The organism is Sanguibacteroides sp. AM78-02pH3A, from assembly GCF_027666085.1.
GTDB lineage: Bacteria > Bacteroidota > Bacteroidia > Bacteroidales > Marinifilaceae > Gabonibacter > Gabonibacter massiliensis.
The window spans coordinates 19,023-44,139 of sequence record NZ_JAQEHX010000007.1 but is presented as its reverse complement, the minus strand read 5'-3'; the positions used below and the strand labels follow the sequence as shown (position 1 = coordinate 44,139).

Annotated in this window: 26 protein-coding genes; 18 read left to right on the top strand and 8 right to left on the bottom strand. The window is 37.5% G+C overall.

The window, feature by feature from the left end; all coding sequences use genetic code 11:
• Positions 1 to 175: 175 nt before the first annotated feature.
• On the bottom strand, positions 176 to 1,273 hold the full coding sequence (gcvT, locus tag PGR74_RS10825; protein WP_041502511.1) for a glycine cleavage system aminomethyltransferase GcvT: 1,098 nt from the start codon (positions 1,271 to 1,273) through the stop codon (positions 176 to 178).
• Positions 1,274 to 1,524: 251 nt separating this feature from the next.
• On the opposite strand from gcvT, the gene PGR74_RS10820 reads away from it, so the two are divergent.
• The gene (locus PGR74_RS10820; protein ID WP_041502438.1) at positions 1,525 to 1,863 is read left to right on the top strand and encodes an STAS domain-containing protein; all 339 of its coding nucleotides are present in this window, start codon (positions 1,525 to 1,527) and stop codon (positions 1,861 to 1,863) included.
• A gap of 49 nt (positions 1,864 to 1,912) precedes the next feature.
• On the opposite strand, the gene PGR74_RS10815 is transcribed toward PGR74_RS10820, so the two are convergent.
• A complete protein-coding gene (locus tag PGR74_RS10815) occupies positions 1,913 to 2,914 on the bottom strand; it encodes an ornithine carbamoyltransferase (protein ID WP_041502439.1) in 1,002 nt (333 codons plus the stop codon).
• Positions 2,915 to 3,029: 115 nt separating this feature from the next.
• Positions 3,030 to 3,998 carry a carbamate kinase gene (locus tag PGR74_RS10810; RefSeq protein ID WP_041502440.1) on the bottom strand — a complete coding sequence of 323 codons (969 nt, stop codon included), beginning with the start codon at positions 3,996 to 3,998 and terminating at the stop codon, positions 3,030 to 3,032.
• Between the two features lie 948 nt (positions 3,999 to 4,946).
• Between PGR74_RS10810 and PGR74_RS14145 the strand changes: the two genes are divergently transcribed.
• The 8 genes from PGR74_RS14145 (at position 4,947) to trkA (ending at position 11,681) form a co-directional block, all read left to right on the top strand.
• Positions 4,947 to 5,147 (top strand): fibronectin type III domain-containing protein, encoded by a 201-nt coding sequence (locus PGR74_RS14145; RefSeq protein WP_181416509.1) that lies wholly within the window; start codon positions 4,947 to 4,949, stop codon positions 5,145 to 5,147.
• Between the two features lie 260 nt (positions 5,148 to 5,407).
• Positions 5,408 to 5,818, top strand: a complete 411-nt coding sequence (locus PGR74_RS10805) for a hypothetical protein (protein WP_041502442.1) — start codon at positions 5,408 to 5,410, stop codon at positions 5,816 to 5,818.
• Positions 5,769 to 6,962, top strand: a complete 1,194-nt coding sequence (locus PGR74_RS10800; RefSeq protein WP_270517133.1) for a hypothetical protein — start codon at positions 5,769 to 5,771, stop codon at positions 6,960 to 6,962. Before PGR74_RS10805 ends, PGR74_RS10800 begins: the two co-directional genes overlap by 50 nt.
• The gene (locus PGR74_RS10795; RefSeq protein WP_041502444.1) at positions 6,952 to 7,263 is read left to right on the top strand and encodes an FtsB family cell division protein; all 312 of its coding nucleotides are present in this window, start codon (positions 6,952 to 6,954) and stop codon (positions 7,261 to 7,263) included. Before PGR74_RS10800 ends, PGR74_RS10795 begins: the two co-directional genes overlap by 11 nt.
• Before the next feature lie 5 nt (positions 7,264 to 7,268).
• The gene (ruvX, locus tag PGR74_RS10790; protein ID WP_041502445.1) at positions 7,269 to 7,694 is read left to right on the top strand and encodes a Holliday junction resolvase RuvX; all 426 of its coding nucleotides are present in this window, start codon (positions 7,269 to 7,271) and stop codon (positions 7,692 to 7,694) included.
• Between the two features lie 2 nt (positions 7,695 to 7,696).
• Positions 7,697 to 8,251, top strand: a complete 555-nt coding sequence (gene def, locus PGR74_RS10785) for a peptide deformylase (RefSeq protein ID WP_041502446.1) — start codon at positions 7,697 to 7,699, stop codon at positions 8,249 to 8,251.
• A gap of 53 nt (positions 8,252 to 8,304) precedes the next feature.
• Positions 8,305 to 10,251 carry a ComEC/Rec2 family competence protein gene (locus tag PGR74_RS10780; protein WP_041502447.1) on the top strand — a complete coding sequence of 649 codons (1,947 nt, stop codon included), beginning with the start codon at positions 8,305 to 8,307 and terminating at the stop codon, positions 10,249 to 10,251.
• Between the two features lie 86 nt (positions 10,252 to 10,337).
• Positions 10,338 to 11,681 (top strand): Trk system potassium transporter TrkA, encoded by a 1,344-nt coding sequence (gene trkA / locus PGR74_RS10775; RefSeq protein ID WP_041502448.1) that lies wholly within the window; start codon positions 10,338 to 10,340, stop codon positions 11,679 to 11,681.
• 303 nt (positions 11,682 to 11,984) lie between these two features.
• On the opposite strand, the gene PGR74_RS10770 is transcribed toward trkA, so the two are convergent.
• The 4 genes from PGR74_RS10770 to PGR74_RS10755 all read right to left on the bottom strand — a co-directional run bounded on the left by PGR74_RS10770 (position 11,985) and on the right by PGR74_RS10755 (position 14,953).
• Positions 11,985 to 12,416 carry a hypothetical protein gene (locus tag PGR74_RS10770; RefSeq protein ID WP_270517132.1) on the bottom strand — a complete coding sequence of 144 codons (432 nt, stop codon included), beginning with the start codon at positions 12,414 to 12,416 and terminating at the stop codon, positions 11,985 to 11,987.
• 55 nt (positions 12,417 to 12,471) lie between these two features.
• Positions 12,472 to 12,810, bottom strand: coding sequence for a hypothetical protein (locus PGR74_RS10765; RefSeq protein ID WP_270517130.1), 339 nt, complete (start codon positions 12,808 to 12,810; stop codon positions 12,472 to 12,474).
• A 77-nt stretch (positions 12,811 to 12,887) separates the two neighbouring features.
• Positions 12,888 to 13,802: a hypothetical protein gene (locus tag PGR74_RS10760; protein WP_270517129.1), complete on the bottom strand. Its 915-nt coding sequence runs from the start codon at positions 13,800 to 13,802 to the stop codon at positions 12,888 to 12,890.
• A gap of 275 nt (positions 13,803 to 14,077) precedes the next feature.
• A complete protein-coding gene (locus PGR74_RS10755; protein WP_270517128.1) occupies positions 14,078 to 14,953 on the bottom strand; it encodes a hypothetical protein in 876 nt (291 codons plus the stop codon).
• A 791-nt stretch (positions 14,954 to 15,744) separates the two neighbouring features.
• Here PGR74_RS10755 and PGR74_RS10750 point away from each other — a divergent pair.
• Positions 15,745 to 16,683 carry a hypothetical protein gene (locus PGR74_RS10750; protein WP_270429474.1) on the top strand — a complete coding sequence of 313 codons (939 nt, stop codon included), beginning with the start codon at positions 15,745 to 15,747 and terminating at the stop codon, positions 16,681 to 16,683.
• Here PGR74_RS10750 and PGR74_RS10745 read toward each other — a convergent pair.
• Positions 16,680 to 17,828, bottom strand: a complete 1,149-nt coding sequence (locus PGR74_RS10745; RefSeq protein WP_270429475.1) for a phospholipase D family protein — start codon at positions 17,826 to 17,828, stop codon at positions 16,680 to 16,682. The genes PGR74_RS10750 and PGR74_RS10745 overlap by 4 nt on opposite strands.
• A gap of 293 nt (positions 17,829 to 18,121) precedes the next feature.
• Here PGR74_RS10745 and PGR74_RS10740 point away from each other — a divergent pair, with 293 nt between their 5' ends.
• The 8 genes from PGR74_RS10740 to PGR74_RS10705 all read left to right on the top strand — a co-directional run bounded on the left by PGR74_RS10740 (position 18,122) and on the right by PGR74_RS10705 (position 25,057).
• The gene (locus PGR74_RS10740) at positions 18,122 to 18,601 is read left to right on the top strand and encodes a hypothetical protein (RefSeq protein WP_018339015.1); all 480 of its coding nucleotides are present in this window, start codon (positions 18,122 to 18,124) and stop codon (positions 18,599 to 18,601) included.
• 196 nt (positions 18,602 to 18,797) lie between these two features.
• The gene (locus PGR74_RS10735) at positions 18,798 to 19,250 is read left to right on the top strand and encodes a JAB domain-containing protein (RefSeq protein WP_270429477.1); all 453 of its coding nucleotides are present in this window, start codon (positions 18,798 to 18,800) and stop codon (positions 19,248 to 19,250) included.
• Positions 19,251 to 19,502: 252 nt separating this feature from the next.
• Entirely contained in the window at positions 19,503 to 20,555 is a 1,053-nt protein-coding gene (locus PGR74_RS10730; RefSeq protein WP_270429478.1) for a DUF3871 family protein, read from the top strand.
• A gap of 415 nt (positions 20,556 to 20,970) precedes the next feature.
• Complete coding sequence (hxsD, locus tag PGR74_RS10725; protein ID WP_270517127.1) at positions 20,971 to 21,303, top strand: His-Xaa-Ser system protein HxsD; 333 nt, start codon at positions 20,971 to 20,973, stop codon at positions 21,301 to 21,303.
• 6 nt (positions 21,304 to 21,309) lie between these two features.
• Complete coding sequence (hxsB, locus tag PGR74_RS10720) at positions 21,310 to 22,734, top strand: His-Xaa-Ser system radical SAM maturase HxsB (protein WP_270517126.1); 1,425 nt, start codon at positions 21,310 to 21,312, stop codon at positions 22,732 to 22,734.
• Positions 22,735 to 22,741: 7 nt separating this feature from the next.
• Entirely contained in the window at positions 22,742 to 23,878 is a 1,137-nt protein-coding gene (gene hxsC, locus PGR74_RS10715) for a His-Xaa-Ser system radical SAM maturase HxsC (protein ID WP_270517125.1), read from the top strand.
• A gap of 39 nt (positions 23,879 to 23,917) precedes the next feature.
• A complete protein-coding gene (locus PGR74_RS10710) occupies positions 23,918 to 24,175 on the top strand; it encodes a hypothetical protein (RefSeq protein WP_270517124.1) in 258 nt (85 codons plus the stop codon).
• 195 nt (positions 24,176 to 24,370) lie between these two features.
• The gene (locus tag PGR74_RS10705; protein WP_270517122.1) at positions 24,371 to 25,057 is read left to right on the top strand and encodes a hypothetical protein; all 687 of its coding nucleotides are present in this window, start codon (positions 24,371 to 24,373) and stop codon (positions 25,055 to 25,057) included.
• Positions 25,058 to 25,117: the final 60 nt, after the last annotated feature.

Here is a 25,117-nt window from a genome sequence, read left to right as displayed (position 1 = left end):
AATAAGTCTGTATAAAAAACCTTTTTACCGTTTTTTTATTCGTTTTTCTTATTAACTGAAAATCAAACAACTTGCCTCCTTACCAAAGTCCTTTACAGACCTACTTTGTATTTAAAAAAAAGAGGAAGCATCCGTCTCCGGATGCCTCTCTGATTATACGACTCCGTGCATCCGATTAAAAGAACGGCGTCTTTACAATCTTTGCCTTAAGAGCTTTATTTCTTACCCGAATATAAATCTCAGTATCCAATTTATGGAAACCGCTCTTCACGTATCCGGTTCCGATAGATTTTCCAGTCCAAGGGGAAACAGTCCCGGAACAAACGACTCCGATCTCGTTTCCTTCGGCATCTTCGATCACATATCCCTGACGAGCGATACCTTTATCCAATAATTCGAACGGTTTCATATAACGGGAAGGTTTATCCGCTTTCAACTTCTCGTGATAAGCCCGGTTGATAAAATCATTTCCCGGAACAAATTTGGTAATCCAACCCAAGCCTGCTTCTATCGGAGAATGAGTATCGTCAATTTCATGTCCGTATAAACAGAAGCCCGCCTCTAAACGTAAAGTATCCCGGGCTCCCAATCCTGCCGGCTTTATTCCGAATTCGGCCCCGGCTTCGAATACAGCGTTCCAAATCTTATCGGCATCTTTATTATAAGCATAAATTTCACATCCTCCCGCCCCGGTATAACCCGTGGTGGAAAATATCACTTTGTCCACTCCTGCAAAAGGAATTTCCTGGAACGTATAATACTCCATATCCTCAACATTTGCCGTAGTCAATTTTTGCATCGCTTTCAATGCCAAAGGTCCCTGAACTGCTAACTGACAAATATTATCCGATGCATTTTCCAAATCCGTATCGACATTCATTCCCAACTCTTTGGCCCACTTTGTGCACCACTCCCAATCCTTGTCGATATTGGCGGCATTTACCACCAACAAATACTTTTCCGTGCTGAAACGATATACCAAAAGATCATCCACTATTCCACCCGTCTCGTTGGGGAAGCAACTATATTGAACTTTTCCGTCCGTTAGCGCGGCTACATCATTGGACGTTAATTTCTGAACCAATTCAAAAGCCTTGGGGCCCTTCACCCAAAATTCGCCCATATGGGAAACATCAAATACCCCGATCTTTTCCCGAACCGTATTGTGTTCTTCCTTGATGCCAGTATATTCTATCGGCATGTTATAACCGGCAAACGGAGCCATTCTCGCTCCAAGCGCTTCATGAAAATGTGTAAAAACGGTAGTTTTCATTTTATCTGTTATTTTTATATTTATATTATTTTCCGCACGTTGTGTCAAACGTTCCGCAAAGTTAAAATTTTTATTTATCCTTGCCATCCTTTCTGTAAAAATATTATCTTTCGGAATTATTCTGCTTTTTATTCCAATAAAAAATGATTACTTTTGTAACATAGTACCCGGATAAAGGGAAAAAACAATACCTTTTCGAATGAAAAAACATAAACTACGATAAATATTAATCCTTAATAAACCAATTAACAATGATTCTCAATGTAACAGAACAAAACGGAATTACTCTTGTCGAGTTTGTGGATGTAACCCGATTTACATTATCCATCGCCGACGAAGTAAAACAACAACTCAGACCACTTTTAAACAACAAGGAGTGTAAAATGGTTTTCGATCTCCATGGAATTGATTTTATCGATAGTAGTGGTATCGGTTGTATCATTGCTCTATTCAAGACTGCTAAAAGTATCGGATCTACTTTGAAATTATGCAATCTTACCCCAGAGGTATTAGAGATTTTCAAATTACTGCACTTGCAAGTAATCTTCGATATTACCGGAACCAGAGAAACTTGTTTACAATCGATGTAAATAAAAAAAAGCGGGTTGAAACCCGCTTTTCTTGTTATTGTATCTTGCATTAGTCACCTAAAGTAGCAACCATAACAGCTTTGATCGTATGCATACGGTTTTCGGCTTCATCGAATACGATTGAATTTTCAGATTCGAATACCTCTTCGGTCACTTCGATTCCATCCATCCCGAATTGTTTGTTCACGTCACGCCCTACCTGAGTTTCCAGATTGTGATATGCCGGTAAACAATGCATAAATTTACAATTCTTGTTTCCTGTCATCTCCATCACTTTCTTATTCACCTGATACGGGGTCAAAAGTTTGATTCTCTCCGCCCAAACCTCTGCAGGCTCGCCCATAGACACCCATACGTCCGTGTACAAGAAATCGCACCCCTTCACTCCAGCTTCAACATTATCCGTAATCGTAACTTTGGCTCCGGTTTCCTTGGCGATCTCCTGACATGTGGCTACTAATTCCGCATCGGGCTGCAATCCCTTCGGTGCAACAATACGTACGTCCATTCCCATCTTAGCACCACCGACCATCAACGAATTGCCCATGTTAAAACGAGCATCCCCGAGATAAGCAAAAGTAACCTGATTCAACGGTTTGTCCGAATGCTCCATCATTGTCAGGAAGTCAGCCAGGATTTGGGTCGGATGAAACTCGTTCGTCAATCCGTTCCACACGGGTACACCAGCATACTCGGCCAACTCTTCAACTGTTTTCTGAGCAAATCCGCGATACTCTATTCCGTCGTACATGCGTCCCAGAACACGAGCCGTATCCTTCATCGACTCCTTCACGCCGATCTGAGATCCGGAAGGACCGAGATAAGTCACGTGAGCTCCTTGATCATAAGCGGCTACCTCAAAAGCACAACGCGTACGAGTAGATGTTTTCTCGAATATCAAAGCGATATTTTTCCCTTTCAAACGAGGTTGTTCTGTTCCGGCATACTTCGCTTTTTTCAAATCAGCAGCCAAATCCAACATGTATTTAATCTCTTTCGGAGTGAAGTCCAATAACTTCAAAAAATTCCTGTTTCTTAAATTAAAAGCCATACTAATATAATTTTAAATTTATGATTCCCTATTTCATATTGAAAAGGACAATATTCTTTCCGTTATAAAATTCCGTCAAATTTACAATATAGAAGCGAGAATAGAAAGTGAAAAATCATCTTCTGTCGTCCTCGTACTCCATGGTGATTTTCGAACCGTATTTTTTATCTTCCAACTTCGTGGCCTCCGTAATCACGGCTTTTTGCCCCCCATTCTTTACAAAGCGCAGACAGGCCCTGATTTTAGGTGCCATACTCCCTTCCGCAAACGTACCATCCTCCAAATATTTTACCGTATCGGCATAATCCAAAAACTCCAACACCTTTTGAGTCGGTTTTTTATAATCCTTATAGATATAAGGTACGTCCGTCAATATATAAAATTCGTCCGCTTTCACCCGACTACCCACCATGGAAGAAGCTAAATCCTTATCGATTACACCTTCCAGCGGTTTAATTTCTCCTTGTTCGTCCAGATACACGGGAATTCCTCCCCCCCCCGTGGTAATAACGATATTGCCTTCCCGGGCCAAGCGTTCTACCAACTCGGCATTCATAAAATCAATAGGCTCGGGAGAAGGGACAACCCGTCTCCAACCTCCTTCCACTTTTATCTCCTCCTTAAATACCCATCCCTTCTCTTTTGCCAAGCGGTCGGCCTCCTCTTTCATGTATATCTTTCCGACACGTTTCGTCGGATTGCTCATGGCGGGATCATTCTTATCCACGATTACCTGAGAAACCATAGAGATTACATTCCGTTTAATTCCATGCTTTTTCAGAATATTACGCAGATTCCGTTCAATCATATACCCGATTTGTCCCTGAGTATAAGCGACACAAACATCTAAAGGCATTGCCGCATTTCCGAATTTCTCCACACCGGCAGCATTATCCATCAAAACATTTCCCACCTGCGGACCATTCCCGTGAGAAATGATCAGATTATATCCGTCTTTCAATAAAAAGACCAAATTTTCCAAAGTATCAACCGTATTCGCATTTTGCTCCTCGATTGTTCCTTTTTGATTTCCTCTCAGCAAAGCGTTACCTCCCAAGGCAACCACAGCCAGTTTCTTTTCCATACAACAACTTTTATAATTATTTTTCTAACTCTTTTCAATGTTTCATTTTCGTCCACAAAGCTAACGAAATAAGTCATATGAAAAATAGGTAAATTCCATTTTTATATTTACATAAATCACTGATTATAAGTTATATGTATAAATATTCCCTTCGTTTTTATAAATATGCAGCGCAAAATCGATCTTTTCCCGTAAAAAATTTCCACCAGAACTTTCGTTTAACTTTCTCTTTTTTGCATATCGGATGTCGTTGGCAGATATTTGTTTGACTACAATAAGCTTACAAGAGTTTATCGAGAAAGAAGGCTACAACAAAGCATTAGATACACTTTGATTTACACCATTAAACGACTCAAATACCTGAACTACATTCTACTCCATTTAAGAGAATTTTCAATCCCCTTCTGACTTTTCGCCGATAGTCGCGCAAACCAAAAATACAAAGGGCTGTCCAAGTTTTTCGGACACATTCTTTTAATCTTCCCAAAAGTGAAATACTGGCATTCCATCAGGGGATATATTCTTAGTCAAACCCTGCAAATTTGCAATCTCGTCTTTGTTTAAACATTTAAATCAGTTTTATACGACGCAAAAATATTCTTGTTATACTCGCAAGTTACAGCTGGCCTCAAAACCACGTTCCCCTCTTGCGGAATACCGCCCCCTTTACAAGAATGTCCTACTAATTAAAAGGCTTAAACTCCAATTTTTCGGTAACAGGAAAACCTCATCCCTATTTGAGATAGGGATAATTGAACTCTTATCAGCACCGCAGCTATTGAAAAAAGAAATACGGATCAATAGCAATAAAAGCTAAAATTTCTCTTCATGAATAAATTTTATTAAAAGAATAATGATAATTATTTTCAATATTAGATCATATTATTTTTTTTAAAACTTAATTACACTATAAACATCAAAATTAAGAAAACTATTAAAAAGAACATTTTGAAACTATTCTTGTTTGTCAGTTTGGGCTTGATCACGACACTTGTATTTACGAGTGCAAACCTACATATTGATGCTCTTGGTCCTCCGGGACGGCCCGTTATTACTGATATAAACAGACATGGATGTACTATAACATGGACACCACCCCGATATGACGGGGGGGCACCAGTGACACACTATCAGGTGGAGTATAGATAGGTAACGTCGGAGAGTAGGTGGAAAAGATTCGAAGCTGATCCGCCTATTACTGCTATTACATATACCGCCACAAATATGGTTGAAGGAACTCAGGTGGAATTTCGAGTGTATGCTTTTAATGCAGCAGGACCGAGTAAGCCATCATTAGTTAGCGATCCTATCACATTTATGGATCCATACGCAACATACTAAAAATGAAAACTCCCGGGAAATCATGATATGAATTGCCCGGGAGTTAAACGAACAATGATTGAAATAACATGACGGCCCTAAAAACCGCAACCTTTTACGTGAGCAAACTGGTAAGAAGAAACTGGTTGTTTTACTTCTTTATTCTCGGGATACTGGGATACACGATAGGTGTATTGATCCCGCCGGATACGAATCGCGTTCTAGGGTCGAATATCGCATTCGCGTCATCCATTCCCTTACGCGGGATTTACTTTTTGAACCTGTTTCAATCGTTAATCATTACTTTCATCGTTTGCGACACCCGGAGAAAGCAAAAAAAAAGCGGATACCCGGGAAGTGCTTTCCACGCGACCTGTCGGCAACGGGCAATCCTATTTATGGGAATTTTCAGGTGTTCTTCTTCCGTTCCTTGCAGTAGATGTCATTTTCATGATTGCTTGCGTGTTTATCAATATATTCGTGCCGGATTCACCGGTTAACCCCTTGATAAATCTATTTTACCTTCTCACGCGCATACTGCCCTCGCTCGTTTTCATCACCGGGTTATCCTTGCTTGTCAACAGGTTGGTCAAACGCCCTTTTTTAAATTGGCTTATCCTGACCGTTTTTCTCTACTTGGCGTACGCTTACCTGACAACACCCCTTCACGGGATACTGGATTTCCGCAGCAATTGGTTGCCAGACTCTTTTTCCACGATAGCCGGCTTTATGCATCTCGAGGATTACCTGCTCCAGCGCATCGCTTTTTTATTGTTAGGAACCAGTTTTCTTTGTTTTGCCGTTCCACTCGCGAAGAGATTACCCGGAGTCCCCGGACAAAAGCCTTATTTTATAGTTTCCGCCTCCCTGCTTCTGGTATTTTCCTCGTGCCTGGGGTACATTTACGTCGAGAAGTTTCAAACCCGCTTGAAGAATAGAATCGCCTATCGCGAAGCGTTTCTCGAATACAATAAATACCCCACCTCACGCATGCTCACCCACGACATCACGTATCAACCCAAAGGGAGTCAGTTTTCGGCAACAAGCCGGATGAAGGTCCAAAACCAGAAAAAAGTAAAAATGGACCGGCTCTTACTCTTTTTAAACCCGGGACTCGAGATCGACAAGATTGAATCCGACGGGCAAAACCTTCCCTTTCACAGGGATCGCCAGATTGTCGTCATCGAACATTCCCTGGCTCCCGGCGAGAAGATCGAACTGGAGATCGAATACGGGGGAAGTATCGACGAGGATATTTATCAGGTAAATATCCCCGACGAGGATTTCTTCGCACCCGTCGTCTACACCTCCTTCCATGAAAATTACGGTAAACGCTCGGCTTTCGTTTCAGATAAATTCACGTTGCTTGTACCGGAAGTGATGTGGTACCCGACAGCGGTTCCACCGGTCGAAATGCAGGCATCCAAAGAGGTTAATTTCACAGCCTATACCCTTCGTGTTAAAAAACCGGGCGAGATGACCGTCTCGACCATGCACATAGGTAGAACGGTAGTTCATAAGCGTGTTCTTCTCTGTGTCCACGCCTGCACGCTTTTGAGATTTTCAACCAATTACTTAGCTATTTTCGTCCAGGTTTTGCATATTTTCCGCGAATTCTTCGTATCTTTGTCATATGCAAGGTGAAAAAAAACAACCTATCCGGTACTTTTTTCAACGATTCGCAAACAAGTACACGTTTGTTACTCTGGTATTTGTTATTTGGATCGTTTTATTCGATAAATACAGTTTTATCGACAAGATCCAATTACAATCCAAAATTCTCAAACTGGAAAACGAAAAGCGGTATTACAAGAAAAAGATTGAAGAAGACAACCGGAAAAAAGAGGAGTTATTGAGTAACCGGGATAATCTCGAAAAATTCGCGAGAGAGCAGTATTTAATGAAAAATGAAAATGAAGATATTTTCATTGTGATAAAAAAGTAAACGTATTGGGAAGAATTGTTGCTATCGATTACGGGAAAAAACGGGTGGGAGTTGCCGCAACAGATCCTTGTCGTATTATTGCCAACGGTATCGCAACGGTCGGATCACATGAAATTTTACAATTTTTGGAAGTTTATACTTCTAAAGAAACGGTTGATCTGTTTGTCGTGGGCTACCCGAAGCAATTGAATAACACGGATTCCGAGAGTATGGTTTATATTAAACCTTTCCTCACGGCACTAAAACGAAAATTTCCGACCATTCCCGTGGAAATGTACGATGAACGTTTTACCTCCGTATTAGCTCATAAGGCCCTGTTGGAAGGAGGAGCTAAAAAAAAACAAAGGCAGAATAAAGCGATCGTCGACACGATCAGCGCAACTATCATCCTACAGTCTTATATGGAAAAACAACGGAATTTAAACATTTAACTATGCTTTTACCTATTTATATCTACGGACATCCGATCCTTCGAAAAATATCGGAAGATATCACACCCGATTACGAAGGACTACCCAAATTATTGGAAGATATGTGGCAAACCATGTACGAATCGGATGGCGTAGGACTCGCCGCACCCCAAATTGGAAAAAACATCCGTATCTTCGTGATAGACGGAACTCCGTTTGAAGAATACGATCCCCGGTGTAAAGATTTTAAAAAGACCTTTATCAACGCGCACATCATAGAACGGACAGGAGAGAATGTATTACAAAACGAAGGATGTCTCAGTATCCCCGGGATCCACGAAGATGTTCTCAGAAAAGACAAGATAAAAATTGCCTATAAAGACGAAAATTGGGAAGATCACGTGGAAGAATTCGAGGGGATGCGTGCCCGTATCATACAACACGAATACGATCATTTGGACGGGATAGTATTCACGGATCATCTTTCCGTATTGAAAAAAAGACTATTAAAGAGCAAGTTAAACAATATTAGCGCCGGTAAATTTAAAATAGACTACAGGGTCGTATTGCCGAAATAATCCGGCCGTCCAAAAACATACGCCGTAGTTTATTCATTATAAACGAATCGCGTATGTTTGCCTTATTCAAACATAAATATCCTTTTATACTGCTATCCTTTCCGGTAACAGGCGGGATTTTATGGAGCAGCCATATAACGGCCTTCACGCTCCAAGGATACACGGTAGGTATACTTCTCTCGCTCGCGTCGATTGCATACACTTTCCTACTATCCCGAAATTTTCTATTTCAAAATCTATCCCTTGTCCTGTTCCTCTTTTTCCTCGCCGCGTATAGAAATTATTCCCCTGAAGTTCCTATTCCCCTGAACGGGAAAAACTATGCCATAACAGGAGAATACACCGGTCAATTCTCCCCCGATCACTACATCATAAAAAACAAAGCGTTATGCATACGTTTACAGGTTAAGGATTCTCTCTGCCCGGAAATCGGGGATTGTTTCTATTTCCAGGCCAGGTTATTTCCCCTCTCCTCCCGTTCCAACATTTATGAATTCGATTACAACGATTATCTCCGACAACAGGGAATTCATCTACAAGGGATCGCACTCTCTCCGCTGACTCCCGTCAAACACCGATCTTCTTTTTGGGGACTTTCGCAAAAAATCCGGAAAGCGTTACTTGAAAAATTAAATCACACGGTAAAAGATACGACGACACGCTCTCTCTTACAAGCACTTTGTCTCGGCTACAAATACAATATCCCCCCGGATTATCGAAAAGTATTTCAATCCACCGGAACAGTCCATTTATTAGCGATCTCCGGTCTGCATATGGGAGCCATCTATCTGTTATTAACGTCTGTTTTATCTGTACTTCATCTAAAAAAGGGAGAATGGCTGCTTATTCCTTTATTATGGCTGTTCGCTTTCGTATCGGGACTCTCTCCGTCGGCATGCAGGGCTGCCTCGATCTTAAGCTTTATTGTCATAAGTAAATTATTACATAAAGACCATACCCCTTTAAATGCCGTCGGGGCCTCCGCTTTTTTCACCCTGTTGATAAAACCGGCGCTACTTTATTCCGTAAGCTTCCAGATGTCCTACGCGGCATACACGGGAATCGTACTGCTTTATCCCGTTTTTCGGGTAAAATCCAACCGCCGGCCCGTCGTTATTCAAAAAATATGTTCGCTTTTTTTTCTCAGTTTAGCGGCACAGATCGCCGTCCTCCCCCTGACAGCTTACTATTTTCATTCTTTGACGTTAAACAGCGTTATCATTAATATCGCGGCCATTCCCTTGGCCACGGCTCTATTATACGGGGGTATTTTAATACTTGCATTGCCGGGATGTATCGGCTTGCTTGTCTCTCCTTTTATCGTAGGTATAGAACGATCTCTTTTATTCCTACTACATATTTTTGACCGCTTTTCTCTCGTGCAGGATAATCTTTACCCTACCCCCGTACAACTCGTTTTAATTTACCTCCTCCTCTTGTCTTTTCGGGCCTACACAACCAATCGCAAATCATACATCCGACATATCATATACCTCGTCTCTCTCTCTTTGCTCCTCTTCAACGGTATCTCCCGATACGAAAAACAAAGCAATCAAGAGGTCGTTATCTATCACCGCTATAACAGCTCTATGATTCTTTTGAATTACAAGGGATATTATACCTTTTTAAAGAATACCTATCCCCATTCACGGCATCTTCCCTATATCGAAGCGAACCGTCTGAAAGCCATCCCTCCTCATCACAGCTTCATTGCGGACGAGATACAACGTTTGCATAATCGGCTTATCTCTCCCTCCTTTTCATTATATATTGCCGACTCTTCAACCCGGAACATTCCTCCTACCGACTACCTCGTTATCACCGGCAATATTTTTCCGCACCAGCTCTCCTGTCTTTCCGAAAGCCAATTGAAAAAAATCATCCTCGACGGCTCCAATCGCAGTCGTAGCATTGAAGCCTGGAGGATATGGGCAAAAGAAAAAGGACTTCCCTTGCAGACCACTAATGAAAACGGATCGCTACAACTCAAACTAAAATAGCTCTTTTATTGCAATTTCATTCGGCAAAATTATGGTATTAAAATTATAATTCTTTATTTTGCTGGCTTAAATAACACCTAACTAAAATGAATATCGTTATAGCGGGAGCAGGAGAAGTCGGAACACATCTCGCGAATATGCTCAGCAAGCAAGAGCATAACATCATGTTGATAGACAGCGATCAGGAAAAACTCGAATTACTCGAAAACCAACTGGACGTGTTGTCTATCGTGGGGTCGTGTACCTCTATCGGAGCCTTAAAAGATGCCGGTGTAAACAAATGCGATCTCTTCATTGCGGTAAATCATTTAGAAGACCAGAATATCAACTCAGCCATATTGGCCAAAAAATTAGGGGCAAAACAAACGATCGCCAGAGTAAATAACAGCGAATACTTAGAAAATGAGAACAAAGAGTATTTGAAAATGATCGGGATCGACTCTTTGATCTATCCAGAACGTTTGGCGGCAGAAGAGATTGTCGCCTCTTTAAAGCAAAGCGGGTCAAGACAATTACATGAATTTTCCGACGGGAGGCTTCAGCTGCTGGGTATTAAGCTATGGGAAAATGCCCCGGTTTTGAACCTGACCCTGATCAAAATGGCAGAACGCTATGGAGCACAGAACTTTCGGGTCGTCGCTATCAAAAGGGCAGACAGGACCATTATTCCCAGAGGATTAGATTCATTCATGTACGGGGATTTGGTCTTTATTGTGACAAAGCCGTTTTATGTACCCAATATCTTTGCCCTCTGCGGAAAATCACAATACGAAATTAAAAATGTCGTTATCGTGGGAGGTTCCCGCATCGGAGTGAAAGCAGCCTCCTTGCTGGAAAAAAATTACAATGTAAAAATTATCGAGAAAGACCGGGAAAAATGTATCCTCTTGGCCGACAAATTAAAATCGACTTTGGTTATCAATGGTGACGGAAGAGATCTCGCACTCCTCCGGGAAGAGGGAATAAAGAATACGGATGCATTCATCAGCGTTACGCACTCCTCCGAAACAAATATATTGTCTTGCCTATTAGCCAAGAAATTAGGAGTGAAAAAAAGCGTGGCGGAGGTAGAAAATATCGATTATATCGATCTCGCCGAAAATATAGGTATCGGAACATTAGTCAATACGAAATTAATCGCCGCTTCACACATCTATCGCTATACCATGAATGTAGATGTAAAACACCTGAAGTTCCTGACGTTTTCCGAGGCGGAGGTTTTCGAATTGACAGCAGAAGCAGGCTCCAAGATTACCAAAAAAACATTGGCAGATATAAACTTTCCCCTCAACGCCACAGTCGGAGGGGTCATCCGGGATGGCGAAGCCATTATCGCCAAAGGAGACGTGCAAATTGCAGCCGGAGACAACGTGGTTATTTTCGCTTTGCCCAATGCCGTAAAAAAAGTAATTAAGCTCTTTCAAAAATAAGAAAGTTTGTAACTTTTATTTTAACACTTTAATTACAAGCACATTACACATCAAATTTACAACTAAAAATAATAAATTATCTTACATACAACAAACTATTTAATCCTTGCATCATAATAAATGTAAATACATACTAAATTATGCAACAGCATCATACATTCTACGCCAATATACACTAATATACAACAACTTAAATATCAAAAACAGGCATTTTTAGCGTCGGTAGGATTTGGAGAGAAAATAATCAAAAAAGCCAGCTACCCGCAACGAGCAACTGGCTTAAAACTATTTTACCCTTTAATTTTATTTACGATTCTTTCGTGTAACATATGCCATGATAGCAACATCATATCTTCCCGTGGGAAAAACATCTCCACATTCTATTTCATTCTCTGGATAGATTAGAGTGCGAACATATTTGAAATTAATATCTGGATGTTTTAATTCCAGTTCTTTTTTCACAAACGGGGCTATGGATTCATTGAATTGCTCCATAAAATCATCGGGTAGAACTTCTCCATCGCCTAACTTGACACACCCACATTTATTGTATATTATATCACTTGACTTATTAGATTCTTTAAATTGGTATATTGATATGCAGTTAGAAGTGTAACCATTGTGTATTTTTTTGCAAAACAATCGATTTATTTCCATTGACTCTGTGGTGTCAGAGTTTTCATCACCTCTGTCTAAAATTGGGTTTTCTAAAGCCATTTTTTCTACTTTTTCCATATTAGTAATTTTAATATTATAAATAACGTCATAATTCTATCTACTATTAATTGTTCTATCTTTCAATTCTTAATTCTTCAAATAAATCTGGATTCCAACCGTTTTTACTAATTCCCCATTCCAGTTCATTAACCAGAATCTCTTTGGCTTCCAGTTGTAATTTAGCGAGTTCTGAATTGTACTTTTCTTCGTCCAATTCATAATCTTCGTCAGGAGTTCCCTCGTTAGTTGTATAATAACATTGCTCACTTATACTTTCAACCCGTTTCTGCATCCTGTGATTTACTTCAAACGCTATAGCCAACATCTCAGCATTAGTACACCTTGCAGTGATATAGCCTGCAATCTCTCCCACGCTATATTTAGGGGAGTTTTTAAACCTGTCCTTTCTCATGATAAGAAATTTATGATTAATATTACAAGGTTTCTGGCTTTAGCCTTTGCAGACCAAAACCAGAACCTTTTTTCAATTTAGTTATTCTCTTCACCGTATTTGACGTTATACAGTTCATTCAACTTCATCACCACCAACTCCTCTTTACTTATCACTCCCTTTTTACCTTTGGCTTTCTCTATCGCTTCCACGTCCTTCTTGCTCATACTTTCAATAAATTCAACAAAGCGGTCACACAATCCCTCTCTATTTTCAGCACATTCATATTTTCCAATAAAGAAATCCACGAAGTAACGGTGTTTCAACAGAGATATACTGAACTTGTTTAAAGAAGCCTTCCAAAGCTTACGCCCTTTTTCTAAATTATCTTCCTTTTTCAGTAACGGGTCAACATCACCTTTAATCCCTCTTGCCAACATTGAAGAATCAACTTTAGATTCATTTTTCAAGTAGGCATACCGTCTAGCTGTCGATAAGTCTACTCCTAAATCCATTAATTCATTCATCATTTCCACGACGGGAAGCTTTTTGTCAGGATTCAGTAATATCAATCCTTTACTGTACGAGGCTGCATCCCACGGTTTCATTTGGCAGTTAGCCTCTGCCAAGAACTCTTGTGGAGATACCCTTTCATTCAGGGGGTACATGAAGTAAAATTCACCCATGTTCTCGCCCTTACTCTTTTCATTTCTGGTGTAGGCGGTGTACCTGTGCTGCCCGTCCAGTATAACTACATATTTGTAGTAGTCTTCTGGTGCGACAGGTTTCCCCGTTTCTGCATCCACGATTTCCAAATTAGTAGCTTTCACCTCTTCACCGTCTACAATAACGGCAGGGGTACATTGCCCGTAGTCCCTCAGTGATGCCCATTTGGCATTCACGTTTCTCTCTTGTACCTGACGGTTACCTTTAATAAAAGCAACCCGTACACCTTCTGCTCTCAGCATTGCCAGAGTTATAATCTGGGCTTTAATTTGTAAATGATTCTCCATTTTCTTTTAATTTTGTGTCCCTTGCGGGATGGTTTATTATTTTTTTACAGAGACAAAAGTATGGGAAATAAATGAAGATACAAGATGTAAATATCTGATTTATAATTTGTTATGATGTAATGTCGTGTCGGCAAAACCTTACATTTAACTTGTGCAACCAAATACTAATATATCTATAATAGCAAAATGAGAACCACACGGATACCCGTAAATATCCCTTTACATGAAAATACGGATTCTTCATGTACCAATTAATAAACAAGAAAAGATGATTCCTAGATAAATTTAGAACTTATTGTTCTGGTTACACCCTTCGTTTTACTCCTGAGATCTCTCAACCATTCAAACCTGTCATAGTACTTGTATCTCGTTGGAGGGTTTATTTCTTCTTCTGTAATCACCTTCATGAGGAGCAAAAGGTCTTCAATAAAATATATTTTATTCTTCACATCTCCTCTACCATGATTATACTCATCCCTACCAAGAAACCAATTTATATATTTGTCAAAGTAATAAGCAAAAATACGGTTCCCACTATCAACAGGTTCTTTACTGGTAGCCACCACGTGATTCCCCCCTTCTATAATAGCATCCCAGTTTATAAGTTTTGATATTGCGTCTTCATGGCTTATCGTGATGGCTTCTTTTCCTTCCTTTTTAATCGTGATAGAAACATCCCTGTGTTTTCTAGCTTTATAATCTTCAAGCCGTATTTTTTTACTGGGATAGCAGAAGTTTTCCTTCAAGTAGTTCATTGCCTTTTCAAATTCCTCTCTTGCACTACTCTTATCCAAAGGATAGCCAACTTTATAAGTGTAATAACAATGATTGTAAACGAATAACAAAAGATACCAGAATTTTTCTGTATCTATACTGTATTTTGCTATCCATCTTTGAATACTTTCATTATCAACATATTCCTTAACAGTAACGGGATAAACTAAACCGTCTTTTTGATTGTAATAGCCTTTAAACTCTCGTGTGTATAATGAAGGTAACGGGCTTTTACATTCAGTATCATATTCTATATCATAATCTGGGAAAAAATGATTCGCAACCATTATAACATATTCCAGTAACTCGTTCTCTTTCTCGTTAGTGAGTTCAAAATCTATATCTTCAAATCGTTCTATAGGTTCAAACGCTGCCATACACTTACTATTTAGACCTTTAAAGCTAGTAACTATTTCTGGAAAAATATAACCTATCATACGAAATTTAATACCTGATTAAGTTATAACCTTAAAATTCTCACTTTATACATATCTCAACTCGATTTTTAAAGAATGATTACAATCTATTTGTCGGTATGCCAGATAGTTAGTATCTTTATACCATCTTAATAATCAAGGCATACCATTTGAAACAATTATATAAAAGATTCCTGTTACTCCTTGCACGTCAACCTGTAAGGAGTAATTTTTGGTCTTCAAGTGGCACTAAACTAGATACACCGTACTAATCAATCAAACTATTAAATCATGTACACTTACGAGCGATTAAGGCTATTCGCCGTACAATCTGGCATCCCTGATAATAAGGTATCCATAGGATTCTGGATAAAGTCTAAAGGACTGAAAAAGATCAAAAAACAGGTAGATAAAGTAAGGAAAATATACTACGTCCCAGATGAGAATACTAGAATCCAGATACTACCACCTTCTAAAGATTAATCTATAAAGCTACATGATATAACTGTATTTCATGTAACCAGAGATTCCAACCTGAAATAGAGAGATTATCCCTCCATAAAGATTAATATTTAAAAGTTAGGGATTTGACGGGGTATGCTTTTGGGGAATTGACAGGGTACATACTATTAACTATTTAACTAATAACTAGTATTGGTGTTACAGGCTTGCCAGCCTATCCCACTAAATAAAAGCAGAACCAGTGAATCCATAGATCATTTTTAGATGGTTGTTTCAAACTGGAATTAATAATGGCAAATGAAGAAGAAAAGAAGGATTATAGAATCATAACTAGAGATATTGCAGGTAAACTGAACCTAGATGAAACTTATACATTTACATGGTTACTTTTTAAATCAGATTATGAAACAGGAGAATCCCATGTACTGAGGGAAACACTTCGTGAGGTTACTGGCATTAAAGATGTGGATACCATTTCCAAGTACACTGCCAAATTTGAAGATTTAGGCTTCCTGCGTAAAGAGTATAATTACAGGAACAATGAAGGACAGTTAACCACACCTGTTACGTATCATGTAGACATTCCAAAGAGTAACTGGATCAGGTTCAAGAAAGATTTATTACTGGAAGATATTCCTGATGAATTGAAAGCCTTCCTAGTACTACTTAAATGTTTATGTATCAATAATACCAATATTACTTACTATAACAAGACAGAAATATCAAGGCGATTAAATTTATCTCCCAAAACCGTAAAGAAATATATAGATTTGGCAATAAAGCATCATAAACTGGTGGAAGTTAATAATTTCTTCCTTATCACGGATAGTAATATTATACTGGATACCCCACATGCTAAAAGTAATTTTGGACTGAGAACTTTTGACAAGTTAGCTAGAGAGAAATATGATATTATATATAACTATTGTATAGAGAAGAATGTTATCCCACCTCCATACGATTTCAAGCTAATGGAAGTGTTATGTATTCACAGGTACGATCAACCAGAAGAGGTACTGGAAACGGCAGTTAGAAATGGAGATAGAAACGCCAAGAAGCATTACAACTATTATTCATTGAAATATAACCTGCCTAAATTGTGTCCCAACCTGCCACCCCAGATACATAGTTTAGAATACTTTCTTACTTCCCTGATAAATACTAAATGCTATAAAGAGAGAGCCTCTAGCCAAGAAGAAATAAAGGAAATTAAACTATTATATATTTAATATACGGGGATGTTATAACCAAAAAAACGCATTCCACTATTAGAATTTGTGTTTATCATAGGGAATTGTTCTGGATTGTACAAGGATAAAAATTCTTGAATTGAAGACTTTCCAAAATGTCTTAAATTATTCTTGCATCTTTGCATTCTATCCACGAGTGGTGTATCTTCATCAAAAAGTAGATGTTCCCATTCAATTTTGATCATTTCAAGGGAATTTTCTCGAATAAAACCATGTATATGCGAGGGACGGCTATTCATACAATTAAAGCAACGAATTACGTTTTCAACATCTTCTAATAAAATGTGGTTAATGCTTTTTTGATTTAGGCAATTATGTATAAACTTAATATCTGCTAAACGCTTGTTTGCATGGTCACTTTTTGATAAATATTTTACAAAGCTTGGATGATATTTCTTTAATAATTGAATTTTATCTTTGTTGTTATTACTAATGACTTCAAGAATATTTTTTGTCGGTCTTTTGTCATGCTCATGATATAAATAATTAAAAAATACATCAATCTCTTGTAGCAATGTCAATTTGGGACATACTCTCTTAACGTTGTTTTGGTACAATTTAGAGAAATGATTATACGCATTCAGTATCTCTGGTAATAATTTGAATTCTTTAATTTTAATTGCTTGGTAAGGTAAATCAAATAATTTGTGAAGCGATTTACTAGTTTGCTCTTCATAGTCATCACTTTCATTTGAAGGAAGCCAATTTTCTGGAATATTTCGCCCCAAATTCCACCATTTTTCAAATATAGCACAAACCTCTTCATTACCGTTAAACGCATAAGCTATTTCATATCTTTTAGAAAAAGCAGTTTGCGTCAGGTTTGCAGAAGAAATTATTACATAATCGTCTACAATATAAATTTTTGCATGTAAACCTTTTAGTGAACGGATATTGTCTGTTGCCAATTTAAAAGCATTATAAGTATCTAGTTTTATAAACCCAAAGTCTATGTCAGTTAATATTTTAAAATCTATATTTGGATTAACTTGCCACGTATTACCAATGATACGTTCTATTCCGTTTAATGTACCGATAAACGGAACTGCTATCCATATCCTTTTTTTGGCAGAATTCATCGCAGATAATAAAGCTTTTCCAATTTGTTTTTCATGCAAAATCATAATAACAATCTTTAAATTGTAACTTTTGTAAAAATAGACAATGTATTCATTAAAGTAAAGTAATCCCCATATTTTTTTCTTTTCAAATATTAAAGACCTCTCTTATACCTGCAAAAGTTTCCATAAGAATATCCAAATAACACATAGCTCATCCTCTATAAAACACCCCCTCCCCTTCAATTTCAGGTTGGCATTATATATAAAGAGTATTCCACGCTAGGGTAGTGTAAACATTTATACCCCCACCCCAAGAGTGAAGAAAATCAAATTAATTAATCAAAATCTTATCAATTATGAACTTGAAAACTTACTACCAAAATTTGGAGGTTGCCCAACCTAACAATTCCCTTGAACTCAATCCAGAGTTGATTGAAAAGTTTAAAAATCAGGTGGCGGTATTACCCACTCCCGTTAAGGTGGGTGATGAAATGACCGTTATTGACTTTAAAGGGGAAAACCCTCAACAATTACAACTGGTTTGCGCCTTGGGAGAGGAAGAGGTGAAAGAGATCAAATACACTCAACTAGTCCGTGCAAGCCAGAAAGGGGACATCACGCCAGATGATATTCCCTGTGATCCTGCCATAGAACAGAAACATGGTGACAAGTTACGTTTCATTTACTCTTTCGCCAAGAACATGATGCTAGACCAGCTTATCCTAGCGCTTAAAGGCAAAACCATAGTGCTATGCGGTCAGGTTGAAACTCCTGCCGTTTACGCTGGAACCAAAACAAAGATGCAGATTAAAAAATTCGCCTACTTGGAAGAGTAGTTAAAGATACAGGGACAGGGAGCGCAGTGGGAAGGGGAAAGATATTGTTGTACCAAAGTGAAGAGAACATTGACTTTCTAAGCAAGTAGTATAAACAAAAATCTTTCCTCTCCATTGCCAAACCTGATAAACTTACAACTCTCTAAATTTCATTACCATTAACGTGTTCAAATTAAAAATCAAATAAAATAAAGACATGAATGAAGAATTGATAAAAGTGCCAGTGGTGGAACTGGTGTACAGGAATAATACCAAACCTTCTAAAAGGTATAAAATAGTAACCGCTAAAGATGTCCACGAGTTACTGGTTTCCCCGTTTAAAGATACCATTGAACACCATATCTCAACTAGAGTTATCCTGTTAAATGGGAGGAATCAAGTACTGGGTATATCCACAATCAATGAAGGAGCGTTATCTTACAACATCACGGATATTAGGTTTATAGTACAACTGGCAGCACTCTCTAATTGTAAAAGCTTAATAGTTTGTGTAAACCAGCCTTCTGGTGATATTGAACCAACTAAACAAGATGATGAACTGGTACAGCAAATAAAAATAGCACTTTCATACATAGATGTAGACTTGCTAGATCACGTTCTTTACTATGAAGAGGGTTATTACAGTTATTCAGCTAACGGTAGGATATGAAAATTTAGGTTGGTGAATTTTTGTCTGGATTGGTATATATAGCCAATAAGGACAATAATTCTCACCACCATTGACTATTAAACTATAAATGTATTTCCAGTTCTATTTTTTTTACTGGCATAACGCTAGAGAATGAATAAATCAAGTGAACGTGATAATGAACATTATAAATCAAGGTTGGTGGAGAATTTATGAATTGTATATATAAACTGAAATTTCAAATATTTCCACCACCGTTAAATAGACTAGATTATGAGTACAGCAATATTAATTCCAAGTCAAAATGAAGGGTTGTTGCCAGTTTTATTTGGCAGTAATAACGTCAAGCAAGAAGAACCCACCTACACTCCTTATGAAGTGGTAAATGAACCTACCAAGAAGGAAAGGAGGAAACATTTTATAGAGGCTAACACTTCGCCCATAGATATGCAACATTTAAAGAATGATTGTATCGTGCCAGTGTTCAGCAAGGATAACGAGATGACTATATCCCATCCAGCATTTATTGAAACAGTACACAAGGTGGCTAGTGAATTGTTTAGAGGGGAAAGCATAGATGAACCTGATATAATGGTTAGCCATGTTATAAAAGGTAGGATTCCAGAAGCCATACATAAACCAGTGGCAGAACTGCTAGAAAGTGACAAGACTATCTATTATGAAAGAATGGCGTTCGCTTTCGAGATTCCAACTATCTATGAATCTATAAACGGTAACAGGGTCAATCTATGTGTTACTGGCGTTAGGGCGTATAACAGGGAAAACCTCTATTCAAAAAAGACATCAGAGAGGTTTAGTGTTGCTATTGGATTCCAGAACAAGGTATGCTGTAACCTGTGTACATTTACTGATGGATTCCAAACTGATTTAAGAGCGATGAGTTACCATGATCTCTTTAGAGGGGTGATGAAGCTATTCCAACAGTATGATGCGGAAAAGCATTTAAGGTTGATGAAGAGCTTCACGGGTTCTTACCTCACTGAACATCAATTCGCGCAATTCTTGGGTAAAAGCAGGTTGTATCAATGTTTACCTGCCAGAGAGAAGAAACGTTTACCATGCATGGAGTTGACGGATAGCCAGATTAACATGGTGGCTAAAGCTTATTACAACGATGACAATTTCAAGAGGGAGCATGGAGAGAATGAAATAAATTTATGGAAATTCTATAACATGCTTACAGGTGCGAATAAATCTTCTTACATAGATAATTTCCTCGATAGGTCATTAAACGCCACGCAATTAACAGAAGGGATAGATAGAGCTTTGCATGGTGATAACACCTATAAATGGTTTATAGAGTAATTAATCTAATTCTAAATTACAATAGAATACCCGTTGTCTGGCTGCGGGCGATGATTAATTCATAAATTTGTTACACGGCTACCCCGTAGTGGCGTTTGTAGGATGCTAAAAATTATCTACCTTTGTATGACACTGGGCAGGGTAAAACCTGTTTGGTAACATGTTAGATAATAGAAGCGTTTAGTTTTATCCTCACTTTGGAATCTGGACAATTTCAATCATACAGGGATAAACAGTACAAACGCTCATGCTTGCCATATATACAATCCAATTATATATACTGGTTTAGCGTGGGGTAGCTGTTTATTTGTATGAAAGGGAGTCCAGACCCTCAAAGTGAATAAACTGACAATTCCCACGCTTCTTTTTTTTAAATAATGCCTTTCTGGGGATTGAGGGTAGTAAATAATTCAGTATGGCAAATATAAAATTTCCAGTTACAAAATTTGAACAAGATAAATTCCAAGTGGTAGTAGATGTAAACTTGTATAAAACCGAGGTTATAACGGTCGTGATTTACAAATTCTCTCATCTTTTTTATATTCATCAACAGACAGACACCAATAATTCAAATCTTATAAATATCATTTTTGAGTCAAAAGACCATAACTTGATAACAGAAGATATACCAAAACAATTTTGTAATGAACTTATAGACCAACAAGTTAGATTCAATACAAATGCTCAATTCGGTCATATACGTGATATGATTGTAAATGAAGCTTTTAAACCTATAACTTCAAAATAATGAATTATGGCTTATCAATTATTACCATTTCGCTTTGAACGCTTTAATGAAAATGAATATCTACTTAGCAATGAAGTTGGAGAATACATTTTCTTGCAAAATAAAGACTTTCATTATTTTGTAAGTGGAGAATTAGACGAACATTGTGACTTATTTTATGATATTGCATCTAAACAAATTGCTACAACAGATAATGTTGAAGATGTAATCCCAATGCTTGCCACAAAATTTCGAACCAAAAAAAGTATTCTTAGAGATTTTACTTCTCTACATATGATTGTACCAACTTTACGATGTAATTCTAGTTGTATCTATTGCCAAGTTGCTCGTAAAAACTTGGATGACCATTCTGCCGATATGACAAAAAGAACGGCAAAGAATGTGGTAAAAACTATATTCCAATCTCCATCACCTTTTATCAAGATCGAGTTTCAAGGAGGAGACCCATCAACAGACTTCAATATGGTAAAATATATCATTGAAGAAGCTGAGTGGCAAAATTTGTTCAAGAAAAGGAATTTGGATTTTGTTATTTGCACTAACCTTACATTGCTTAACGAGGATATGGTGAAATATTTAAAAAAGCACAAATGTATGATTTCTACTTCTCTTGATGGTCCTAAAGATTTACATGACATGAACCGTCCACTACAAAATAAGGATTTAAATCACCATGCCATTTTTGAAAAGAACCTTGCTATGATACGGCGTATATGGGGTGACAGTGATTGCGTTTCAGCACTAATGACAACCTCAAAGCATAGTTTAGGACGTTTCAAGGATATTATTGACGAATATATTAGATTGGGATTCAATAATATATTTTTACGTTCTCTTAATCCTTATGGATTTGCCAAACAATACAAGGATAAGATAGCTTATCCTGTGGAAGATTTTATCATAAATTATAAAGAAGGACTTGATTATATCATAGAATTGAATAAACAAGGAATATTTTTCGTGGAGGGCTTTGCCGCACTCCTTTTGAAACGCATACTAACACCTTTTGCCACTGGATTCGTAGATTTACAATCTCCCGCAGGAGTAGGAATTGCAGGAGCAATTTACGATTATGACGGCAATGTGTATGTTTCAGATGAAGCACGTATGATGGCACGTTTCAAGAATTATTATTTCAAGTTAGGTAATGTAAACGAAAACAGCTATCAAGAAATGTTCAATGGAGAGTTGCTTCATCATATTATTTCGTCAGCTTGCACGGAATGCTTGCCAATGTGTTCTGAATGTGTATTTCAACCTTATTGTGGTGCAGATCCTGTCCGAAACATGTCAGAACAAGGTGATATGGTTGGTTTTAGACCTACAAACGAAATGTGTAAAAAGACAAAAGCCATTATACACTATTTGTTTGAATTGTTACAAAAACATGATCCCGAGATAAACAGAATATTTTGGTCTTGGTTAAATTGATTGCGTTATGAAACAGATTCAAGGAACTTCATATAACATCAAAGATGACGTAGTTGGACGTATAACTTTTGGTAAGAAAAAATTGTTTGGTCGTTCCAATGAGATACTGGTTTGCAAAGATGCAGGCAAACCTGCTTTCGGCTATTTGGCAACTATTACTGAAAATGTAACTTTTGTAAGTAAAGAAAAGCCTTATTGCACGGTAGATAGTATTGTCGACTTTAAAGAGGGAGATATAGTTGTTATTAACAAAAAAGGAGAAATCATCTTTGTGTACGAGATAAATTCTCATCACAATGCATTGATGGCAACAGAACGTTGCAATCATCGTTGTATCATGTGTCCCCAACCTCCCATCTTGCAAGAGAAAGACAAAACTCCTTTTAACCTCAAACTTATTTCCTTGTTTGACAAGAACACACAGGAGATAGGTATTACGGGAGGAGAACCTACACTTATCGGTGATAACCTTTTTACATTAATAACCCATATCAAGAAAAAATTACCTGGAACAGCTATCAGTATTTTGTCTAATGGCGTAAAATTCGCAGATAAGGAATATGTCATAAAGTTAGCTAAATGCAGACACCAAGATTTGCAAATAGATATACCGTTATTCTCAGATATAGCGGAAGAACACAACCATATAGTAGGAGCCAAAACATTTTACAAGACAATAGACGGTTTATACAATCTCGCTCTCTTTCGCCAGCGGATAGGACTTAGAATTGTAATTCATAAACAAACATATAAACGATTGCCCCAATTTGCGGATTTTATCTATCACAATTTTCCTTTTGTATCGCAGGTGGCATTTATGCAAATGGAAACAACAGGCTTGGCAAAGGAGAACTTTAATGAATTGTGGATAGACCCATATGATTATAATGATCAATTACGAGAAGCTGTTTTATTACTAGCAAATAGAAAAATGAACCCGTATATCTATAATGCACAATTGTGTATATTGCCAGAAGATATACGTCGTTTTGCATTACAATCAATTTCAAATTGGAAAGATATTTATCTACCAGAATGTGACGGGTGTTCATTGAAAGGTAAATGTGCTGGATTTTTTGCGGCAAACAAGACGTATCATAGTAAATATATTCAAAAAATTGAGGATATATCTTGTGATATATAGTGTTAATTAATAAATTGTTAAACAAAAAAAGGAGGTTTTATGAAGAAACTTTTATTTTTTGCGATTTCTGCAATTTTAGCAGGAGCGAGCTATTGCACTTCTGTTGGGGAAAAGATTATTGCCAAAACAAACAATAATCAAATCCAACAACAAGAACAAGGATTGATTTTAGAGCAATCATCTGCACAATTTAATTTGTTAGCTGATCATTACTCTCATAGTTCACATCGTTCTCATAGTTCTCATAGCTCACATAGTTCTCATAGCTCACATAGTTCTCACTATTCGAGTTGGTAACTTAAGGTTAATGTTAAGAAGATGCTCTAAAAATATAGAGCATCTCTTTAGCTCCCAATTTAGTAATATTAAAGACTTCGAGAATAAGTAGAAAGATTAATTACAAATGAAGAGATCGTAATATTGCATGGGTATTATATGCTCATCAGTATAAAAACTCACCTGTATTAATAAATTGATTTGAACGGTATTAATATGAAATACATACTACTTTTACTAGCCTTAATGGTGTCCTATTTGGAATCTTGTTCAAACAAACCAGTAAATCCACGTTTACGCCACCAAGAACAAGTGATAGACAGTATCATTGCAGGATATGATAGTAAGGATATTGAAGTCTATAAAAATGCACAACACAGGATTGCAGAATCTTTTATTTTATATGATATTCTTAAAGATAGTTTATTATCAAGTAAAGATAAAGATTATCTAGCCACGAAACTGGATCAAGCCGAATCAATATGGTACAAACATGATAATAATACATTCTTCAAAACAACTTTCATTACAGATGAAAGTAAAGTGGTGGAACAAGTAAATATTCAATACATGGGTAGTGATGAAACAGATAGTATTGCGGTAATGAAGATTTGGGTTCCAGAAGAAGTGGATAGTATTTACCTGACACTGGCTAACTGGGAAATAGATAGTGTTAAGGATATATACAGTTCAAGCCCTATGCCCTTGGAACGAGGTTGTTTCCTCAGTCGTTTGAAACCTTACAATCAAGAAATGTTATTACAGAGAAATACGCTTTTCATTGATGGTTACACGGCAAAAGATGATTCACTTTACTTGCACGTGGCGATACCATTACATCTCCTACATGAACAATTATCTAATAATGAAACATTCGACTCAAAAAATAGTGAATATGATTAAAATATTTAAAGGCATAGGAATAGCGTTTATACTGACGTTGATAATCATTACAATAGGTTA

Bases quoted from the DNA above. Each gene is read 5' to 3' on its own strand.
- gcvT (WP_041502511.1), bottom strand. From the start codon at position 1,273: ATGAAAACTACCGTTTTTACACATTTTCATGAAGCGCTTGGAGCGAGA.
- PGR74_RS10820 (WP_041502438.1), top strand. From the start codon at position 1,525: ATGATTCTCAATGTAACAGAACAAAACGGAATTACTCTTGTCGAGTTT.
- PGR74_RS10815 (WP_041502439.1), bottom strand. From the start codon at position 2,914: ATGGCTTTTAATTTAAGAAACAGGAATTTTTTGAAGTTATTGGACTTC.
- PGR74_RS10810 (WP_041502440.1), bottom strand. From the start codon at position 3,998: ATGGAAAAGAAACTGGCTGTGGTTGCCTTGGGAGGTAACGCTTTGCTG.
- PGR74_RS10805 (WP_041502442.1), top strand. From the start codon at position 5,408: ATGACGGCCCTAAAAACCGCAACCTTTTACGTGAGCAAACTGGTAAGA.
- PGR74_RS10800 (WP_270517133.1), top strand. From the start codon at position 5,769: ATGATTGCTTGCGTGTTTATCAATATATTCGTGCCGGATTCACCGGTT.
- PGR74_RS10795 (WP_041502444.1), top strand. From the start codon at position 6,952: ATGCAAGGTGAAAAAAAACAACCTATCCGGTACTTTTTTCAACGATTC.
- def (WP_041502446.1), top strand. From the start codon at position 7,697: ATGCTTTTACCTATTTATATCTACGGACATCCGATCCTTCGAAAAATA.
- PGR74_RS10780 (WP_041502447.1), top strand. From the start codon at position 8,305: ATGTTTGCCTTATTCAAACATAAATATCCTTTTATACTGCTATCCTTT.
- trkA (WP_041502448.1), top strand. From the start codon at position 10,338: ATGAATATCGTTATAGCGGGAGCAGGAGAAGTCGGAACACATCTCGCG.
- PGR74_RS10770 (WP_270517132.1), bottom strand. From the start codon at position 12,416: ATGGAAAAAGTAGAAAAAATGGCTTTAGAAAACCCAATTTTAGACAGA.
- PGR74_RS10765 (WP_270517130.1), bottom strand. From the start codon at position 12,810: ATGAGAAAGGACAGGTTTAAAAACTCCCCTAAATATAGCGTGGGAGAG.
- PGR74_RS10760 (WP_270517129.1), bottom strand. From the start codon at position 13,802: ATGGAGAATCATTTACAAATTAAAGCCCAGATTATAACTCTGGCAATG.
- PGR74_RS10755 (WP_270517128.1), bottom strand. From the start codon at position 14,953: ATGGCAGCGTTTGAACCTATAGAACGATTTGAAGATATAGATTTTGAA.
- PGR74_RS10750 (WP_270429474.1), top strand. From the start codon at position 15,745: ATGGCAAATGAAGAAGAAAAGAAGGATTATAGAATCATAACTAGAGAT.
- PGR74_RS10745 (WP_270429475.1), bottom strand. From the start codon at position 17,828: ATGATTTTGCATGAAAAACAAATTGGAAAAGCTTTATTATCTGCGATG.
- PGR74_RS10740 (WP_018339015.1), top strand. From the start codon at position 18,122: ATGAACTTGAAAACTTACTACCAAAATTTGGAGGTTGCCCAACCTAAC.
- PGR74_RS10735 (WP_270429477.1), top strand. From the start codon at position 18,798: ATGAATGAAGAATTGATAAAAGTGCCAGTGGTGGAACTGGTGTACAGG.
- PGR74_RS10730 (WP_270429478.1), top strand. From the start codon at position 19,503: ATGAGTACAGCAATATTAATTCCAAGTCAAAATGAAGGGTTGTTGCCA.
- hxsD (WP_270517127.1), top strand. From the start codon at position 20,971: ATGGCAAATATAAAATTTCCAGTTACAAAATTTGAACAAGATAAATTC.
- hxsB (WP_270517126.1), top strand. From the start codon at position 21,310: ATGGCTTATCAATTATTACCATTTCGCTTTGAACGCTTTAATGAAAAT.
- hxsC (WP_270517125.1), top strand. From the start codon at position 22,742: ATGAAACAGATTCAAGGAACTTCATATAACATCAAAGATGACGTAGTT.
- PGR74_RS10710 (WP_270517124.1), top strand. From the start codon at position 23,918: ATGAAGAAACTTTTATTTTTTGCGATTTCTGCAATTTTAGCAGGAGCG.
- PGR74_RS10705 (WP_270517122.1), top strand. From the start codon at position 24,371: ATGAAATACATACTACTTTTACTAGCCTTAATGGTGTCCTATTTGGAA.